We start from the raw sequence: 16,270 nt of genomic DNA on the forward strand, positions 1-16,270 counted from the left end.
GTCGCGGCTCCGTCATGCCCTATTGCACGGCGGCCGAAACCACCGGCCAGACCTCGTCGGCGCCGCGCCAGATCATTTCGATTGCGACGTAGAGGATCACCAGCAGGCCGACATAGGCGATCCACCGGTGCTTGTTGAGCAGGCGGGCGATGAAGGACGCCGCCAGCCCCATCAGGGCGATGGAGAGCGCCAGGCCGAAGATCAGCACCTCGGGATGCTCACGCGCGGCACCGGCGACCGCCAGGACGTTGTCGAGCGACATAGATATGTCGGCCACGACGATCTGCCATGCGGCCTGGGCGAACGTCTTGCGCGGCGGTTCTGCGGGCGCTTCGCCACTCTCCAGTGCCGCCGCGGCCTCCGCCTCGTGCTGATGCGAGATCCGCAGCTCCCGCCACATTTTCCAGCAGACCCAGAGCAGCAGCACGCCGCCCGCCAGCAACAACCCGATCACCTGGAGCAGTTGGGTGGTCAACCCGGCGAAGACGATGCGCAGCACCGTGGCCGCGATGATGCCGACCAGGATCGCCTTGTTGCGCTGGTCCTTCGGCAGCCCCGCGGCGGCGAGCCCGATGACGATCGCATTGTCGCCGGCCAGCACGAGGTCGATCATGATGACCTGGAGCAGCGCGGTAAGCGCCTCCGGGGTCAAAAACTCAGTCATCTAAGCGTTTCCTCCCAGCGGATGCGGCGGAGGGTGCACCAGAGGACCGACCCACTACGCCACGGCCAATAACGTTCCGGGCAAGGTGGGGTGCCCTGGAACGGAAGCAGCAGTGGGATGGGGAGGGCGGCGGACCACTCCGACGAATGATCAGTCCGACATCGCAACTCACGGGAGTTGCCAGAGGGGCCCGGCCTGAGCGACGGATTTATCCCGGAACCGGGATCCGCTCAAGGTGCGGCGGAGTGTCCGACGGATCGAGGGGAGATGGCGCGCCCTGCAGGACTCGAACCTGCGACCCACGGCTTAGAAGGCCGTTGCTCTATCCGGCTGAGCTAAGGGCGCGTGTCTCGGGCGCTGCGGCGATCAGCGCGCGCGGTCCCATCGGAAGTTGTCGGCGTAGGCCTGGATCCGTACGAGCCGCTCCTGCGGTTCGCGCACGCTGTAGTCCAGGCCGTGCTTCTCGGCGTACGCGATCGCGGCGTCGCGGGTCTCGAAATAGAGACGCACCTGCTGGCGGGTGTCGCCGGAACTGGTCCAGCCCATCAGCGGGTCATGGCGCCGCGGCAACTCGGGCTCGTAGTCGAGCACCCAGTCGTTGGTCTTGCGACGGCCCTGCTGCATCGCCGTCCGCGAGGGCTTGTAGATCCGCGCCTTCATCGATCCGAACCGTTACGCTGGAAGTATGAGGTCAATCTAGGTGTCCCGCCATGTCCGGCGCAAGCGTCGTGCGGTTGGTTGGTCGGGGAGCCCGGATTCGAACCGGGGACCTTCTGCTCCCAAAGCAGACGCGCTACCAGCCTGCGCTACACCCCGCCCTAGAGAAACCGCCGTTTAGCACGCCCACCGCTCGATGGAAACTGCGGGATTTTCCGGAACGCCGCGGGAACTGTGGCCATCTGTGGCCAGGAATTCCCCATAGTGACGTTCATGGCGTGTTCGGTGTTGCCGCCGCATGCGATGCGGCACCTGCCATGGAGAAGAATGCGTCGGAGGCGCGAAGACACCCGGCAACAAAGGCAAGCAAGGATACAAATGCGAATGCGACCGCTATCGCCCTGACGTTATTCCCCCACTTAGGGAGGATGGGCTTGGCCTTTGTGCCGAGCCCGTACCAGTGCCAGCGGCTCGCATGGATCGGCCTGCGCCAGGTGCGCCAGCAGGGCGTGTTCCAGGGCACCCTCGGCCTGACCGGAATGAAGGCGCGCGCCACGGACGGCGTGCGGCTCACATTCCCGCGCTTCGGTTTCGACGCCCGCACGATGGTCTGCCAGCGGTGGGAACTGACGACCGGCGACGATGGCCATCCGGTGATCGAGGTAACGCTGCAGGATGACGCCGCCTCGGTCTATGCGCAGCCCCAACTGGTCGAGATGCCGCCGGTCGGAAAGTCGAGCGTCTCGAGCAGCTCGTTGTCATTGTCGTCGGCGACCGCCTGCGTGTCCTGGCACTGCGGATAGTCGCGAGGCTGCCACAGCCCGTCCGGGTCGACGAAGGTCCCGCGGATCGTGTTGAACAGCTCCTTGCGGCTCCGGCGGGGGGCGAACGTGACGCCGCCGACGAAGTCGCCCTCGTCGAAGTCGACCGTCGGCTCGATCCATGCCCCCGCATAGACCCGCCACTGGCCGCCGCTGTAGGTGTAGCGGCCGCCCATCGCGGCGCTGAGGCCCTGCAGGATCTCGCGCCGGTCCTGGCTGGTGTCGACGATGCCCCAGCAGCGGTAGCGCGCCTCGGTGCCGGTCGTCGTCGCCACCGTCTCGTCGCAGATGTTCGCCGCCGCGGCGATCAGGTCCCAGTCGATTTCCTCGGCCGGCGCCCGGTATCCGAAATCGGCCGTCAGATAGTCGGCGAAGGCGAGAGCGGCGTTGTCGCTGTAGGCGGTCAGGCCGGTGCGCGGGTCGTAGAGTTTGCGGCCGCGCACGACGACGGTGACGCTCGGCAGGCCGGATGCGAACGCCTTTGCGTCGAAGGTCGCCTCGAACGCAATGTAGGGCCGCCCGCGCAGGCGATGGCCCGCCGTCCACTTGTCCGGGCACTCCGCCAGCAGCAGCGGGTCGGCCGCCTGGTCAGCCGTCCCGAGGCCGCTGCTGACGCGCAGATAGCCGGTGAAGTCGCCATTGAGCACCGTCTTGCCATCGGCGATCGACAGGTTGGCGCCGCTCACCGCCAGCGGGAATTCCGGATCCGGCTGCCCGTCCCAGGCGATGACGATCCGGCCCGTCGGCGTGAGGATGTCGCCCTCGGAGGTCTCGATGTCCGTTCCGTCGTAGACGGTCGAGATGTCGGCCTCCTCGACCCGGCCAGGCTGGCTGCCGGCATTCAGGACGGCGTCGATGTTGTCGAGCGTGGTTTCCAGGTCCACGCCGATGTTGATCTGCTGACCCGTCGCGCCGGAGGCGACGAAGGTGTAGGTCACGCCGTCGAGCGAGAAGGTGTCGCCGGCGGTCGGCTGATCGGCGAACTCGATCGCCGCCTCGGCCGGGTCGTATTTGCCGTAGGGCTCGGTCGTGACCCAACCGTCTTCGTTGATCCGCCGCCACTGGCGCCGGACACGCCGGACCGTGTCGAACCCCAGCCCGCCGCTTCCGGCGGGTTTTTTCATGCCCTGATGCGGAGGATCTTCGGATGAACGCCTCGACCGGTCGCTACAAGCTCCCCGACCGCAACGTGCTCGCCGGCGGGATCGCCGGCCTCGTCACCTGGGGCCTCACCCTGCTTCTGGCGCGCCTCGGCGTCGAGATCCCCGCCGAGCTGGTCGGCCTGCTCGTCACCGCGGCCGCCGGCACTTTCGCCTACATGGTGCCGCCGACGGCGCGCGACTTCCTGGCGCGGCTCGACGGTGTTGTGCGGCGCGCCGGTGCGGCAGACCCCGCGACAAGCCGCGGTGAGGTCGAGGCGGCGGCCGCGGCCATCGCGCGGGCGGTCAAACTGGCGGACTGCGGCAACGGCACCGAGCAACGAGGTGCGGCAGGTAGCTGAGGGACGATACGATTGTCGGTGCTCTTCTGGGTTAAGCCAGTAGCGGCCCTCGCTATCGCGCCTCCTTCGCCCGCCGCCCCTCCGGGCCTGGGACCGCACCTCTGGCGAAGACAACTATTATAACTTAACCTCTCCGCCGGTTGCGGAGGGGGCGCTTAGGAATGCTGACGGTCGATCTCAACACTCGCGTTCTGTCGCAGGACCATCAGGTTTTCTTCGCACGTCCAGGGCATGCATACCGCCTATATCCGGAGTTTGTGGAGCATCGCGCCGTCTTCGCTGAGCTGCCACTTCTCGATCTAACTCAGGGCGTTCCGATCGAACAGCAGCCTCGCCTCAATGCGAGGATACATCGGTCCAGGGCAATACGCTCTTGGTATGCGGCCGGTCGGCCCGAACATCGGGTTCCGAGCCGGGAACTCGATGATTATCCTGACGGCTTAGGTGATCGGGGGGTGTCGCAGATTCGCGGTTCGCTGTTAGGACTGTTTGGACGTGCGCGAGTCGGCGATCTGGTGGTTGTTTCGCCGAAGGCATACTCCCTTCCTGCATTAGTTGGAGAATTCACGGACGAAGCAGGAAACTACGTGACCCACCGCTCCGAGAAGTACGGGCGTCAGGAATTTCTCACTGGCCGCAGTGTCAGGTGGCTCGGCCGCACGACTAGAAGGAAGCTTCCTGCGCGGGTCAACGAAACCGTGACGACAGGGGGAGGCCCATGACCGTCGCTAAAATCGCGGCTGCGCTCGAAGTCCTCTACGATAGTAGCTCGTATATGACGAGCTTGGCGTTTCGCGGCGGGTACGCTGGAACCTACTCGTTGGACGATGACAGGGCCTGGGGAGAGGCGCCGTTCCAGGAATTGCTGCAGGGGGAAGCGTGGCTTCAGCCTCCCGGCACGCCGGAGGTCGGAGCCAGCTACCTACGGTCATACCAGGTCACGGCCGATCCTGCCTTTCTCGTCGCTGCTACAGACGTCGGTCTCGCCCTGGCAGAAGCCCAGAAGGAATTGGGAGGCTGGAGCTATCTGAGCCGGCGCACCGATCGTCAAGCCGACTATCTCAGCGCCGATCTTTCTCCAAGGGTCACACTCGACGATGACGTTACGACCGGAGTGCTACGGTTTCTGATCGACCTCGATAATTATCTCGATGCGCCTTGGCTGACCGTTGCCGTTGAGGAGTCGCTTCACTTCCTAGAGACGGTGCAGTCGCCCGAGGGGGGCTGGTCTCACAGTTACCCAGACTATGGTGACTACCGGCGCAACTACACCTACGCGGATAACGTCCACGGAGGCGCAACTCAGGCCTTCATCAATGCCTTTGTCAGATGGCCAGAGCAGTCCAACGAAACGCGCGCTACTCTTCTCGAACGCGCAAAGCTCGGAGCTGAGTTCATCCTCACGACGCAGCTCGGCGGTGCAACTCCCGCGTGGGCGCAGTTCTATGATCACGATCTCACTCCTGCACACGGTCGCGAGTTCGAACTGCCCGCGGCCGTGAGCCGAGAGTCCGCCTACAATATTATGGCGTTGATCGACGTTTATGAGTTCGACCGCGACCCACGGTATTTGGACGCTGCGCGGCGTGCCGCCGACTGGCTCCGTGACAGTGCGATCGCTTCCGATGAGAACGGCAACCCGTCCCTTTGGACGCGCTATTATGAACTGGAAACGAATCGGCCCTTTTACGGCGTGGACACCAACGGCGCGAAGCTCTACACGCCAGAAGACGCTGAAGCGTTTGGCACTTACCCGACCTACGAATGGACCGGGAGCTACGGAATTCTCAAAGCCCTCCGATACCTCGACGAACTATTGGCGGATCCGGAAAATTTCTACGATAATGTCTATGAGCGCGGCCCACTCGATCATCGGCTTGTCTTTGAGGAACTCGAAGCGGCGGCGCTTGCCGCCAGCGACGTCTGGTCGACGGGGCGCTGGGAAACTACCGGTTATCTCGATCCAAACGATCCAGACACGCGCTTCTTCACGACCGCGGACTTCAACGACCGTACGCTGGAGATCCAGCGTTATCTGATCGCCGCACGCGACGAGTTGGTTGCTCAGGGTCGCGAGCAGGACTGGGTCACGCTGGTCGAAGCGGCCCGCGAGGCCCTAACGACGGGCGAGCGCCGCTATGAGATTTTGGGTACCGGCGGCGACGACGACCTTCTCGGAGGGAACTTGTCGGACACTTTGACGGGTGGCGCGGGTAATGACCAGCTTTCCGGCGGGGGCGGCGCGGACATCATGACCGGCGGCCCCGGCAATGACCGCTTCAATGTGGACCATCCCCTGGATCTCATTGTGGAAGACAAGGACGGCGGGCTGGATGCGATCTGGGCGAGCATCACCGACGTAATCCTGCCGGAGAATGTCGAGAACCTTATGCTCTTCGGTGCCGCCGCGATCAACGGCACCGGCAATGCCGCCGACAACCGCATCTCCGGAAACGACGGCACGAACTTGCTGATTGGATCCATCGGCAACGACATCATCACCGGAGGTGCCGGATCGGACCGCTTGCTCGGCTCATCCGGCAATGACCGGATCGACGGCGGGGAAGGGGTGGATCGACTCGAAGGAGGCCTCGGCAACGACATCTTCACCGTGGATATGCCAAACGACATTGTCATTGAAATGGCCGGTCAGGGGATCGACACGGTTCGGGCCGCCGCCGACTTTTCCTTGCCGAATCACGTCGAAAACTTGGTGATCATCGGATCCGCTCCGCTTACTGGCACCGGCAACGCCTCAGACAACGTGCTGAGCGGGAACTTAGCGAGCAATCTTCTGATCGCGGCTGGCGGGAATGACCGCATCTACGGGGCGGCCGGTGACGATCGATTATTGGGCGGCGCTGGGAGCGACGCTCTTTTCGGAGAAGATGGTAACGATCGTCTAGAGGGAGGCCTTGGTAACGACACGTTGACGGGCGGCCCCGGCAACGATCTTTTCCTGTTTCGCGACGGCACGGGACACGACCAGATTGCGGACTTTCAGCCCGGCATTGGCGTACCAGACGTGATCTATCTCCGCGGCGACGCGCAGATTAGCAGCTTTGCGCAGATCCTAGCGAACGCGGCGCAGGTCGGTGCTAACACCTTGATCGACCTAGGGGACGGCGACAGCTTGACCCTCGTCAACGTGTTGAAGAGCAGCCTCGTGGCGGATGATTTTGTGATTTGAGACCGTGTCGCCGGCGACCGCAGAGGTGCGGCCGGTGATGCTCTCGCCGTTGATGGCGAACGGCATTCGTGTCGCTATGCTCCGCCCATGTCCGAGCCGTTCCTGTCCAGCAATCCCGAATTCGACCTGATCGGCTACTGCGAACACATAATGCCCGACGGCCGCCGCTGCCGACACTCCGCTCAAATCGACCGCGCCGCCATGCTCGTCCGCTTCGGCGACATGCCGAGGTCCGAGTTTGCCCGCCGCATGCGCTGCCCGGCCGGCCATCGAGGCGGGTCGGTGCGTCTGGGGATCAGGGGAGACAGCGGATCGCCGTGGGAGGCGTGGCCGGTGCAATCTGGCCAGGAAATCCCCAAAGCGTAAATTGGGGATGCGGTAGAACCGAGGATTCCCGCGGGCTTGCAACGAACCGCGCCACTGCTCCCAAAGCAGACGCGCTACCAGCCTGCGCTACACCCCGCCCGTCACAGCGGCTCCTAGCACGCCGGCGTTCGTTTGCAAACGATGCTGCGACTGGATGGATCCTTCAGCCGCCGTTAACCGCGGATTTACCTCGTCGCGCAAGGATCGTCGGCATCCTGTAAGGGAGTGTGCCGATGATCGCCATGCGTTATGTGCAGCCACCCGTGTCGCTCCTCAAGGAGATCTCGGCCGTCCAGAACCAGGATATCTCGCTCGACGTCTACTGTTCGGAGCAGCGGCTTCTCCGCGACTTCTTCTGGCTGCGGCTGCGCCTGCTCACGGCGCTGATCCGGTGGATGAAGCCCGCGACGCGACGCTGCCTGGATTTCGGCGGCGGAAGCGGGGTGTTCGCGGCGAGCCTGTCGACCGGATTCAACCGCGTGACGCTGATCGACCAGAATACCGACGAGGCCCGCGATCTCGTCCGTAAGCTCGGCATCCGCAATGTCGACCTGGTGGGCGCCAACATATTCGACCACGACTTCGCGCCGGGGACGTTCGATGCGGTCACGGCGGCCGATGTGCTCGAACATTTCGTCGATCCGCGAGAGCCGATTGCCCGTATTCGCCGCTGGATTGCCGACGATGGGGTCCTGTTCACGTCGCTCCCCACCGAGAACGCCTGCTACCGGGTCCTCCGCCTGATCTTCCGCAAGCAGAAGCCCGTGGATCACTACCACTCCGCCGCCGAAGTCGAGGCCTTGCTGCGTGCCGGCGGCTTCCGGAAGGTGATGGGCCTGTATCACCCGCTGTTGCTGCCCGTGTTTCCGCTCTTCCGGATCAGCGCGTGGCGCAAGGTCTGACCGTTCATTGGCCGCCGGCGCAGTCGAGCAGCGGCCCGAGCTGCCCGATCCGGGTGGAGATGACGTTCGCCCGCCGGGAGATGTAGCCGGTCGGTTTGCCGGCCGACCAGCGGCGCGGGTTGGGCAGCACTGCCGCCAGCAGCGATGCCTCGCGCCGCGTCAGGTCGGCTGCAGCCTTGCCGAAATGCGCCTGCGCCGCCGCCTCCGCGCCATAGATGCCGTGCCCCCATTCCGCGACGTTCAGATAGACCTCCAGGACCCGCCGCTTCGGCCATTGCAGTTCGATCAGCATCGTGAACCAGGCCTCGACCGCCTTCCGGACCATCGTGCGGCCCGGCCAGAGGAAGACGTTCTTTGCCGTTTGCATGCTGATCGTGCTGGCGCCGCGGAACGAATCCCCGCTGCGGTAGTCGTCGTAGGCGTCGCGCAGTGCCCCCCAGTCGAAGCCGGCGTGTTCGCAGAAGCGGTTGTCCTCGGCGGCGATGACGGCGGCGCGCAGGTCCGGCGCGATCCGCTCCATCGGCACCCAGTCGTGATCGATGCCCTCGCCCTCGACGAGGCGGATGATCATCAGCGGGGTGAACGGTGGCGGGACGATTCGGTAGATCAGGATCGTCGCCGGCGGGCCGAGCAATGCCACGAGCGCGGCGATGCCGAGCCAGCGGCGCAGCGGTGCGCGCCATGCCCGCAGGCGGCCGCTCGCGGGCGCCGCCTTGGCCGCCCGCGCCTTTGCGGACGGCGTCTTCATGCGCGACGGGGGATGGTGCGGCCGGGATCCGGCCCGTTGACGATCTTTTGACATTTGCAGGCGAAGCTAGATAGCGGCCAGGGGCCGACGCAAGGCGCAACGAAGATTTGAGCGTCTGCCGGTGTTCGTCGAACAGAAGGCTCTAAGGTGACAAAGGACCGCGTCGAACGGCTCCTCGCGGATTTGTCGGCACGGTCGCGGACCGAGACGGCATCGATCGTTGCCGCCGAACTGTCGTCTGGCCGCTTGAGCGACGCCGAACGGCAGATCGCGCTCGACATCGTGGCGGTGCTGGCCCAGGACGCCATCCAGACGGTTCGCGAGGCGCTCGCCGAACATCTGAAATCCTGCCCGTTTCTGCCACGCGAACTCGCGCTCACCTTCGCGCACGACATCGCCACGGTGGCCGTGCCGGTTCTCCGCTGCACCGAAGTGCTGCGCGACGAGGATCTGATCGCCATCATCCACGCCGGCAATGTCGCCAAGCAGATCGCCATAGCCGGCCGCAGCTCCGTACCGGAGGCGGTGTGCCATGCGCTCATCGCGACCTGCGACAGAGCCGTCGTGAAAACCACGGTCGGAAATCTCGGGGCGCAGTTGGGCGAGGGCGCGATGCACCGCGTCGTCGAGCAGTTCTCGCATGATCCGGCGATCCAGCGCCTGCTGATCGACCGTCCGGCGCTGCCGATCACCGTCGCCCAACGTCTCGTCGAATGCGCTGCGGACGATCTGCGGGCGCGACTGATGTTGCGGCATCGCCTGCCGCCGGCCCTGTTCGAAGAACTGATGATGCACGGCCGGGACCGGGCCTTCTCCAGCATGATCGCCGACGTTCCGGAGGAGCAGACGGAGGCCTTGGCACGCAGCCTGTCCGAGCGCGCCATGCTGCCGCCATTGCTGCTGTTGCGCTGCCTCTGCGACGGCAGCATCGCCTTCGTCGAGGCGAGCTTCGCCGTTCTCGCCGGGCTTCCGATCGATCGCGCAAGGATACTCATCCACGACCAGGGGCCGCTGGGGTTCCAGGCGATCTATCGCAGGGCGGGCCTGCCTGACGTTCTGCTCCCCGCCTTTCGCGCCACGGTCACGGTGCGGAAGGGCGTGGAGGAGGGGGCGGAAGACCTGATCCTCGAACGCATCCTCGATCACTACCCGGGGCTCCACGCGGCGGACCTGGAGCAGGCGCTGGCGCAACTCTGGCGCGTGCTCATCCCCGACGCCACCGCGTTGCCGCCCCCGGCGCTTCCCTGAGCTTTCCTCGCTGCCGGCTGCGGCCTAAGATCCGATCCCTCGACGGATTAGGACCAATGCGGCGCACGCGACTGGCAATCACGGCTCTCCTCCTGCTGGCGGCACCTTCGGCCGCCATGGCGCAGGCGGGAGAGGAATGCCTGCTTCCCGGAGAGACCGGCGCCCGTCCGATCGATGGACGGGGTAGCGGATACCTCACATTCCGGACGCCCCGAAGCGAGATCTGCATTCCCCGATCGAGTCCCGGATGCTTCGGCTGCGAGCCGGGTTACGTCCATCGCTGTATCGACGGCGGATGGCAGCCGCTCGCCGAGCGGCGCTGCGGCGGTGAGGGATACGTCGGCGCGGCCGTCCCGCCCGAGCGCGACGACGCCGGGCGGAACACCGCGTCGGACCGGGATGCGGCATGGCCGGGGAGCCTCGACCGGCAGCGGAGCGGCCCGTCCGGCACGGTGCCCTTCAGGCACTGCCGCTATTTCGACGGCGATGGGACCGAGCTTCGGATTCCCGCAGCTGAGGCAGGACGGGCCCGGGAGCTTGGCCTCGTCGCGTGGCAGAGGTGCGAGACCGTGTTCTGCCGGCTCTACGGCGGGGACGGGCGGCCGCTCTATTATGCGCCCGATGATCAGGATCTGGTGCGCGAGGACATCCGTAGTGGCCATGTGTCGGTGCGGGCGTCGGAATGCCATGTGTCGCCGCGCCCCACGGCCGGAGCGATGGCCGGCGAGCGGCGTTGAGCGCATGGGGAGGGCTGCATGTCTGCACGCTCGATCGATCCCCGCGTTCCGCCGTCGCGGCGGTCAGGCCGCCGCCAGCCGCGGAACCGGCCGATCGTCCATGAGGACGTTCAGGAGCGCCGCGGTGAAGCCGACCGCTATCATCGCCGCCCAGAGCAGACCGTAGGAGCCCGTGGCATCGAACACGAGGCCGCCGACCCAGGCGCCGAGGAACGATCCGACCTGATGGCTCAGGAACACGAAGCCGTAGAGCATCGACATGTGTCGCAGCCCGAACAGCTGAGCCACCAGCGCGCTGGTCAGCGGGGCGGTGCCGAGCCACAGGAAGCCCATCGTCCCGGCGAAGACCAAGGTGGAGGTCGCGGTGATCGGCAGCGCCAGATACACCAGGATCGCGACCGTGCGGGCGAAGTAAAGGCCCGCCAGCAGGTTCTTCTTGCTGTAGCGGCCGCCGAGCCAGCCGAACGTGTAGGTTCCGACGACGTTGCACAGGCCGACCAGTCCAAGAGACTGGGCCGCCACCATCGGCGATATCCCGCAGGTCGACAGGAAGGTGGGCAGGTGGGTCACGATGAACACCAGTTGGAAGCCGCACGCAAAGAAACCCAGCGTCAGCAGGAGGAAGCCGCGATGGTTCATCGCCTCCGCCATGGCGTCGCGCAGGGACTGGCGCGTTCCGGCCGTATCGGCACCGGTAAGGGCGGGCTTCGGCCCCAGCATCCAAGCGAACGGCAGCATCGCCAGCGCCAAGCCGGCCATGCAGAGGATTGCCATCTGCCAGTCCACCGCCTCGATCACGATCTGGGACAGCGGTGCGATCAGCATCGTCCCGAACGAGCCGAGGGCCGCAACCGCACCCAAGGCTTCGCTGCGGCGCGCCGGCGGCACGTGAGCGGCGACGGCGCCCATCAGGATGCCGAAGGCCGTCGCGGCCACGCCCGTACCCACCAGCACGCCGGCGCCGAACACGAGGCCCCAGGTTCCGCCGGCGGTCATCATCATCAGCAGCCCGAGCGCATAGACCAACGCGCCGCCGACCACCACCGGCCGGGCGCCGTAGCGATCGGCGAGCATGCCGAGCGGCGGCTGCGCCAACCCCCAGACCAGGCTCTGCAGAGCGATCGCGAAGCCGAACCCGGCGGCCGTTACCGGCAGGTCCGCCAGGACGGGCGCCTGGAACAGGCCGAAGCTCTGACGCATGCCCATGCAGAGGGTCAGCACGACGGCTGCCCCCGCCAATGCGAGGGCGCTGTTTCTCTTGATCATAGACATGCTCTCATCATGTATACCGACCGGTAGGGATACTTTATGGCCGACGCGATGAGCAGGCAAGACACTCCCGAGCGGATTCTCAAGGCCGCGACGCGGCTGTTCTATGCGCAGGGAATCCGCGCGGTGGGGGTCGACGCCGTGGCGGCTGCGGCCGGGGTCACCAAGCGGACGCTCTACTATCACTACCCCTCGAAGGACGCTCTGATCGCGGCGTTTCTCGCCCGTTGGGCCGCGACGGTTCCGGATGCGCCCGATCTCACGCCCGATGCCGCCATAGCGGCGATCCTGGGCCGGTTCGGCGAACTGCGCGCCTGGTTCGGCACCGACCGTTTCCGCGGGTGCCCCTTCGTCAACGCGGTCACCGAAGTCGGCACGGAGAACCAGCCGGCGGTCGCTGTCGCACGGTCGTTCAAGGCCGGACGTCGCGCATGGTTTTCGGCTCTCCTTGCCAGGGCTGGGGCACGAGATCCGGACGCGCTGGCGGGGCAGCTGATGCTGCTCGTGGACGGCGCCATCGTTGCGGCGCTGGTCAGGGGCACGCCCGAGCCCGCGGCGGAGGCGGAGGCGGCCGCCCGGACGTTGCTCGGTGCGGCCGGACTGCTTCCCACGGAGCCCCGCGGCTCATAAGCTGCGCCGGCAATAACTCCAGGAGGGGGCCATGCTGCTCGACGTTCGAACCTATACGTGCCGCCCGGGCACGATCCGCAAGCATCTCGAACTCTACGAGAAAATGGGCTTCGGCCCGCAGAGCCGGCATCTGGGACAGCCGCTAGCCTACCTCACGACCGAGACGGGCGACGTGAACCAGTATGTCCACATCTGGGTCTACGAGAACGCCGCCGACCGGGAGAAGAAGCGTGCCGCCATGGCGGCCGATCCGGACTGGGTGGCCTACACCCAGGAGAGCGCCAAGCTCGGCGCCCTGATCGAGCAGAACAACAAGCTGATGGTCCCGACCAGCTTCGCGCCGATCAAGCGCTGAGCCCGGCCGCCCTGTCCGACCGCAGGTGGGCCACGAGGTCGCGTGCAGGGCCGGGCAGGGCGTCCAGGCGTCGGACACAGATCAGAAGGCGCCGCGTCGTCCAGGCGTCGCTCAGCGGAACGATGGCGATCGCCATCGTTCGCCGGCAGCGCATCGCTGCGGTTCGCGGCAGGATCGCGAGACCGACGCCGGCCTCTGCCATGCGACAGACAGCGTCGAAGCTGTCGAGGCGCACCCGCATCCGCAGAGGCTTTCCCTCCGCCGCGGCGTAGCGCGCCACATGTGCCTGGAGCACGCTGCGCGCATCGAGCCCGACGAAGGGCTCGTCGAGCACCGTCCGGAACGCGACCGCGCGCGAGCCGGCCAGGGCGTGCGAGGCCGGGACCGCCAGGACGAGGCGATCCCGCGCGAACGGATAGGTTTCGAGCCCGCCTATGTCTGTCGTGTCAGCCGCGATTCCGACGTCCGCCTGACCTCCCGCGACCGCTTCGACGATCGCGTGGCTGGGTCGTACCTCCAGGTCGATGTCCAGTTCCGGGCGCGCCGCCAGGAAGCGAGCCAGCGGCTCTGGCAGCGATTCGCTGACCGCCGACGTGTTCGCGAGCAGCCGCACATGTCCCTTGAGACCGCGCGCATAGGCGCGGAGGTCGCCGCGCATGTGCTCCATCTGCCCGAGCAGCAGGATGGCGTGATGCTGCAAGGCGCGTCCGGCGGGCGTCGGGTCGACGCCACGTGCTCCACGTTCGAACAGTGATATGCCGAGCATCTCCTCCATGCCACGGATCCGTGCACTCGCAGACGCGAGCGCCAGCCCGGACCGTTCGGCACCGGCCGTGATGCTGCCCGCCTCCGCGACGTTCAGAAACAGCCGGAGGTCGGTCGGATCGAAACGCATACCGATTCTCCAAGGGGGCGTGGCTTCGCTTTTTCCGAAGCACGCTTGCCGAAGATCCAGATTGAGGCTGGCGTCGATCCGCCTCAAGCATTACCGATGCTTGATATAAACACCGTCTTCGCGGTCGTCGTGGCGACCTTCATTCTCGCAGGCTTCGTCAAGGGCGTAGTCGGCCTTGGGTTGCCCACCGTGGCGATGGCGCTGCTGGCGCTGGCGATGCCGCCTGTTCACGCGGCCGCGCTGCTGATCGTGCCGTCCGCCGTAACCAACCTGTGGCAGTTCGTGGCGGGGCCTAGGGGCTCGCGTGCCCGTCTGCTTCGCCGGCTCTGGCCGATGATGCTGGCCAGCGGAGCGGCGACCTGGATCGCCGCGGGAAGCCTTCTGGCAGACGGTCCGGGCATCGCCGGCACGGCCCTGGGCATCGCTCTCGCGCTTTATGCCGTCGTCGGACTGACGGAGGTGCGGGTCGGCATTCCGGCACGGCTGGAGCCACTGTTGTCGCCGATCGCCGGGGCGGCGACGGGGCTCGTCGCCGGCGCCACGGGCATCCTCGCAGTCCCCTCGGTGCCCTATCTCCAGGCGCTCGAGCTCGACCGGGATGACCTGGTCCAGGCGCTCGGCCTGTCCTTCACCGTTTCCACATTGGCCCTTGCGGGCGGTCTGGCGCAGAGCGGCGAGTTTGACGCCACGCGGGCGTTCGGCTCGACGCTGGCCCTGTTTCCGGCCCTCGCCGGCATGGCGATGGGACAGTGGCTCCGGTATCGGATCGCGGCGCGGACCTTCCGTCGATGCTTCTTCGTTGCGCTCTTCGCTCTCGGCCTCCATCTCGCGTTCTAGCAGGGATGGCGCCGCGCTTGCCGGGCACCCACCCCGTCCGTATGGTGCGCGCCGCTCGACCCGCCACGATTCAGCCGCGAGGCCTCCCGATGATCCCCCGCTACAGCCGGCCGGAAATGGCAGCCATCTGGGAGCCGGAGACGCGGTTCCGCATCTGGTTCGAGATCGAGGCGCACGCCTGCGACGCCCAGGCCGAACTCGGGGTGATCCCCAAGGAAGCGGCGAAGGCGGTGTGGGAGCGCGGCGGCTTCGACATCCCGCGCATCGACGAGATCGAGCGTGAGACCAAGCACGACGTCATCGCCTTCCTGACCAGCGTCTCCGAGCATGTCGGCCCCGAGGCGCGGTTCGTGCATCAGGGCATGACTTCTTCGGACGTGCTCGACACCTGCCTGTCGGTGCAGCTGGCGCGCGCCTCCGACATCCTGCTCGACGATCTCGACCGGCTCCTGGTCGCGCTGCGCCGGCGCGCCGAGGAGCACAAGTTCACGCTCTGCATCGGCCGCAGCCACGGCATCCATGCCGAACCCACCACCTTTGGCCTGAAGCTCGCCGGTCATTACGCCGAATTCGCGCGGAACCGTGCGCGCCTCGCCGCCGCGCGTGCCGAGATCGCCACCTGCGCCATCTCCGGCCCCGTCGGCACGTTCGCCAGCATCGACCCGGCGGTCGAGCGGCACGTGGCGGAGAAGATGGGCCTGACGGTCGAACCCGTCTCGACCCAGGTCATCCCGCGCGACCGGCACGCCATGTTCTTCTCGGTCCTGGGCGTGATCGCCAGTTCCGTCGAACGGCTGGCCGTCGAGGTCCGTCACCTCCAGCGTACCGAGGTGCGCGAGGCGGAGGAGTATTTCTCGCCGGGCCAGAAGGGCTCCTCGGCGATGCCGCACAAGCGCAATCCCGTGCTCAGCGAGAACCTGACCGGGCTCGCACGCCTCGTCCGCGGCATGGTGGTCCCGGCGCAGGAGAACGTCGCCCTCTGGCACGAGCGCGACATCTCGCACTCTTCGGTCGAGCGCGTGATCGGCCCGGACGCGACGATCGCCCTGGACTTCGCGCTGAACCGGCTCGTCGGCCTCGTCGACAAGCTGGTCGTCTATCCCGAGATGATGCAGCGCAATCTCGACGCACTCGGCGGCGTCGTCTTCTCTCAGCACGTGCTGCTCGCCCTGACCCAGTCGGGAATGGGCCGCGAGGACGCCTATCGCGTCGTCCAGGCCTGCGCCATGAAGGTCTGGCACGAGGGCGGCCGGTTCATCGACAAGCTGCGGGGCGATGCGGAGGTGATGCGCTGCCTGTCGGAGGCGGACCTGGAGCGCGCGTTCGACCCGGCTGTGCAGACCCGCCACGTCGACACGATCTTCGCCCGCGTTTTCGGCAGCGCCTGACGGCGCGGCGCTTGCCGCTCCGCGGCGTGCCGCTTACCCTCAGGATCCCTTGTTCCGAAAGG

17 protein-coding genes and 2 tRNA genes are annotated in these 16,270 nt (G+C 66.5%); 11 read left to right on the forward strand and 8 right to left on the reverse strand.

Going from position 1 to position 16,270, the window contains the following annotated elements:
* Positions 1 to 19: 19 nt before the first annotated feature.
* From ABIE65_RS06810 to ABIE65_RS06825, 4 genes are all read right to left on the reverse strand, one after another.
* The gene (locus ABIE65_RS06810; protein ID WP_354076543.1) at positions 20 to 664 is read right to left on the reverse strand and encodes a TerC family protein; all 645 of its coding nucleotides are present in this window, start codon (positions 662 to 664) and stop codon (positions 20 to 22) included.
* Positions 665 to 932: 268 nt separating this feature from the next.
* Positions 933 to 1,009: transfer RNA gene (locus tag ABIE65_RS06815), tRNA-Arg, on the reverse strand.
* 21 nt (positions 1,010 to 1,030) lie between these two features.
* Positions 1,031 to 1,324 carry an ETC complex I subunit gene (locus tag ABIE65_RS06820; RefSeq protein WP_354076545.1) on the reverse strand — a complete coding sequence of 98 codons (294 nt, stop codon included), beginning with the start codon at positions 1,322 to 1,324 and terminating at the stop codon, positions 1,031 to 1,033.
* A gap of 79 nt (positions 1,325 to 1,403) precedes the next feature.
* A tRNA-Pro gene (locus ABIE65_RS06825) sits at positions 1,404 to 1,480 on the reverse strand.
* Positions 1,481 to 1,755: 275 nt separating this feature from the next.
* Here ABIE65_RS06825 and ABIE65_RS06830 point away from each other — a divergent pair.
* Entirely contained in the window at positions 1,756 to 2,124 is a 369-nt protein-coding gene (locus ABIE65_RS06830) for a hypothetical protein (RefSeq protein WP_354076546.1), read from the forward strand.
* Here ABIE65_RS06830 and ABIE65_RS06835 read toward each other — a convergent pair.
* The gene (locus ABIE65_RS06835; protein WP_354076547.1) at positions 2,013 to 3,266 is read right to left on the reverse strand and encodes a phage tail protein; all 1,254 of its coding nucleotides are present in this window, start codon (positions 3,264 to 3,266) and stop codon (positions 2,013 to 2,015) included. The genes ABIE65_RS06830 and ABIE65_RS06835 overlap by 112 nt on opposite strands.
* Positions 3,267 to 3,289: 23 nt before the next feature.
* On the opposite strand from ABIE65_RS06835, the gene ABIE65_RS06840 reads away from it, so the two are divergent.
* From ABIE65_RS06840 to ABIE65_RS06855, 4 genes are all read left to right on the forward strand, one after another.
* The gene (locus tag ABIE65_RS06840) at positions 3,290 to 3,643 is read left to right on the forward strand and encodes a hypothetical protein (protein ID WP_354076548.1); all 354 of its coding nucleotides are present in this window, start codon (positions 3,290 to 3,292) and stop codon (positions 3,641 to 3,643) included.
* 718 nt (positions 3,644 to 4,361) lie between these two features.
* Positions 4,362 to 6,833 (forward strand): pectate lyase, encoded by a 2,472-nt coding sequence (locus ABIE65_RS06845; RefSeq protein ID WP_354076549.1) that lies wholly within the window; start codon positions 4,362 to 4,364, stop codon positions 6,831 to 6,833.
* An 87-nt stretch (positions 6,834 to 6,920) separates the two neighbouring features.
* Positions 6,921 to 7,199 (forward strand): hypothetical protein, encoded by a 279-nt coding sequence (locus ABIE65_RS06850; RefSeq protein ID WP_354076551.1) that lies wholly within the window; start codon positions 6,921 to 6,923, stop codon positions 7,197 to 7,199.
* A 233-nt stretch (positions 7,200 to 7,432) separates the two neighbouring features.
* Positions 7,433 to 8,101: a class I SAM-dependent methyltransferase gene (locus ABIE65_RS06855; RefSeq protein ID WP_354076613.1), complete on the forward strand. Its 669-nt coding sequence runs from the start codon at positions 7,433 to 7,435 to the stop codon at positions 8,099 to 8,101.
* A 4-nt stretch (positions 8,102 to 8,105) separates the two neighbouring features.
* On the opposite strand, the gene mtgA is transcribed toward ABIE65_RS06855, so the two are convergent.
* Positions 8,106 to 8,849 carry a monofunctional biosynthetic peptidoglycan transglycosylase gene (gene mtgA, locus ABIE65_RS06860; protein ID WP_354076552.1) on the reverse strand — a complete coding sequence of 248 codons (744 nt, stop codon included), beginning with the start codon at positions 8,847 to 8,849 and terminating at the stop codon, positions 8,106 to 8,108.
* A gap of 147 nt (positions 8,850 to 8,996) precedes the next feature.
* On the opposite strand from mtgA, the gene ABIE65_RS06865 reads away from it, so the two are divergent.
* Both ABIE65_RS06865 and ABIE65_RS06870 read left to right on the forward strand, forming a co-directional pair.
* Complete coding sequence (locus ABIE65_RS06865; RefSeq protein WP_354076553.1) at positions 8,997 to 10,097, forward strand: DUF2336 domain-containing protein; 1,101 nt, start codon at positions 8,997 to 8,999, stop codon at positions 10,095 to 10,097.
* Between the two features lie 56 nt (positions 10,098 to 10,153).
* Positions 10,154 to 10,834: a hypothetical protein gene (locus ABIE65_RS06870; RefSeq protein ID WP_354076555.1), complete on the forward strand. Its 681-nt coding sequence runs from the start codon at positions 10,154 to 10,156 to the stop codon at positions 10,832 to 10,834.
* A 63-nt stretch (positions 10,835 to 10,897) separates the two neighbouring features.
* Here the strand turns inward: ABIE65_RS06870 and ABIE65_RS06875 are convergent, their stop codons facing one another.
* Positions 10,898 to 12,100, reverse strand: coding sequence for an MFS transporter (locus ABIE65_RS06875; protein WP_354076557.1), 1,203 nt, complete (start codon positions 12,098 to 12,100; stop codon positions 10,898 to 10,900).
* A 42-nt stretch (positions 12,101 to 12,142) separates the two neighbouring features.
* Here ABIE65_RS06875 and ABIE65_RS06880 point away from each other — a divergent pair, with 42 nt between their 5' ends.
* Positions 12,143 to 12,733 carry a TetR/AcrR family transcriptional regulator gene (locus ABIE65_RS06880; RefSeq protein WP_354076558.1) on the forward strand — a complete coding sequence of 197 codons (591 nt, stop codon included), beginning with the start codon at positions 12,143 to 12,145 and terminating at the stop codon, positions 12,731 to 12,733.
* A 31-nt stretch (positions 12,734 to 12,764) separates the two neighbouring features.
* Positions 12,765 to 13,088: an NIPSNAP family protein gene (locus ABIE65_RS06885; protein ID WP_354076559.1), complete on the forward strand. Its 324-nt coding sequence runs from the start codon at positions 12,765 to 12,767 to the stop codon at positions 13,086 to 13,088.
* Here the strand turns inward: ABIE65_RS06885 and ABIE65_RS06890 are convergent.
* Positions 13,078 to 13,983, reverse strand: a complete 906-nt coding sequence (locus tag ABIE65_RS06890; RefSeq protein WP_354076560.1) for a LysR family transcriptional regulator — start codon at positions 13,981 to 13,983, stop codon at positions 13,078 to 13,080. The genes ABIE65_RS06885 and ABIE65_RS06890 overlap by 11 nt on opposite strands.
* Before the next feature lie 96 nt (positions 13,984 to 14,079).
* Here ABIE65_RS06890 and ABIE65_RS06895 point away from each other — a divergent pair, with 96 nt between their 5' ends.
* Both ABIE65_RS06895 and purB read left to right on the forward strand, forming a co-directional pair.
* Positions 14,080 to 14,820, forward strand: coding sequence for a sulfite exporter TauE/SafE family protein (locus ABIE65_RS06895; RefSeq protein WP_354076561.1), 741 nt, complete (start codon positions 14,080 to 14,082; stop codon positions 14,818 to 14,820).
* A gap of 89 nt (positions 14,821 to 14,909) precedes the next feature.
* Entirely contained in the window at positions 14,910 to 16,208 is a 1,299-nt protein-coding gene (gene purB, locus ABIE65_RS06900; RefSeq protein WP_354076563.1) for an adenylosuccinate lyase, read from the forward strand.
* Positions 16,209 to 16,270: the final 62 nt, after the last annotated feature.

Source organism: Constrictibacter sp. MBR-5, from assembly GCF_040549485.1.
Classification (GTDB): domain Bacteria; phylum Pseudomonadota; class Alphaproteobacteria; order JAJUGE01; family JAJUGE01; genus Constrictibacter.

What these genes read in the sequence shown, in the direction of transcription:
- ABIE65_RS06810 (WP_354076543.1), bottom strand. Translation starts at nt 664, where the DNA reads ATGACTGAGTTTTTGACCCCGGAGGCGCTTACCGCGCTGCTCCAGGTC.
- ABIE65_RS06820 (WP_354076545.1), bottom strand. Translation starts at nt 1,324, where the DNA reads ATGAAGGCGCGGATCTACAAGCCCTCGCGGACGGCGATGCAGCAGGGC.
- ABIE65_RS06835 (WP_354076547.1), bottom strand. Translation starts at nt 3,266, where the DNA reads ATGAAAAAACCCGCCGGAAGCGGCGGGCTGGGGTTCGACACGGTCCGG.
- ABIE65_RS06840 (WP_354076548.1), top strand. Translation starts at nt 3,290, where the DNA reads ATGAACGCCTCGACCGGTCGCTACAAGCTCCCCGACCGCAACGTGCTC.
- ABIE65_RS06845 (WP_354076549.1), top strand. Translation starts at nt 4,362, where the DNA reads ATGACCGTCGCTAAAATCGCGGCTGCGCTCGAAGTCCTCTACGATAGT.
- ABIE65_RS06850 (WP_354076551.1), top strand. Translation starts at nt 6,921, where the DNA reads ATGTCCGAGCCGTTCCTGTCCAGCAATCCCGAATTCGACCTGATCGGC.
- ABIE65_RS06855 (WP_354076613.1), top strand. Translation starts at nt 7,433, where the DNA reads ATGATCGCCATGCGTTATGTGCAGCCACCCGTGTCGCTCCTCAAGGAG.
- mtgA (WP_354076552.1), bottom strand. Translation starts at nt 8,849, where the DNA reads ATGAAGACGCCGTCCGCAAAGGCGCGGGCGGCCAAGGCGGCGCCCGCG.
- ABIE65_RS06870 (WP_354076555.1), top strand. Translation starts at nt 10,154, where the DNA reads ATGCGGCGCACGCGACTGGCAATCACGGCTCTCCTCCTGCTGGCGGCA.
- ABIE65_RS06875 (WP_354076557.1), bottom strand. Translation starts at nt 12,100, where the DNA reads ATGATCAAGAGAAACAGCGCCCTCGCATTGGCGGGGGCAGCCGTCGTG.
- ABIE65_RS06880 (WP_354076558.1), top strand. Translation starts at nt 12,143, where the DNA reads ATGGCCGACGCGATGAGCAGGCAAGACACTCCCGAGCGGATTCTCAAG.
- ABIE65_RS06885 (WP_354076559.1), top strand. Translation starts at nt 12,765, where the DNA reads ATGCTGCTCGACGTTCGAACCTATACGTGCCGCCCGGGCACGATCCGC.
- ABIE65_RS06890 (WP_354076560.1), bottom strand. Translation starts at nt 13,983, where the DNA reads ATGCGTTTCGATCCGACCGACCTCCGGCTGTTTCTGAACGTCGCGGAG.
- ABIE65_RS06895 (WP_354076561.1), top strand. Translation starts at nt 14,080, where the DNA reads ATGCTTGATATAAACACCGTCTTCGCGGTCGTCGTGGCGACCTTCATT.
- purB (WP_354076563.1), top strand. Translation starts at nt 14,910, where the DNA reads ATGATCCCCCGCTACAGCCGGCCGGAAATGGCAGCCATCTGGGAGCCG.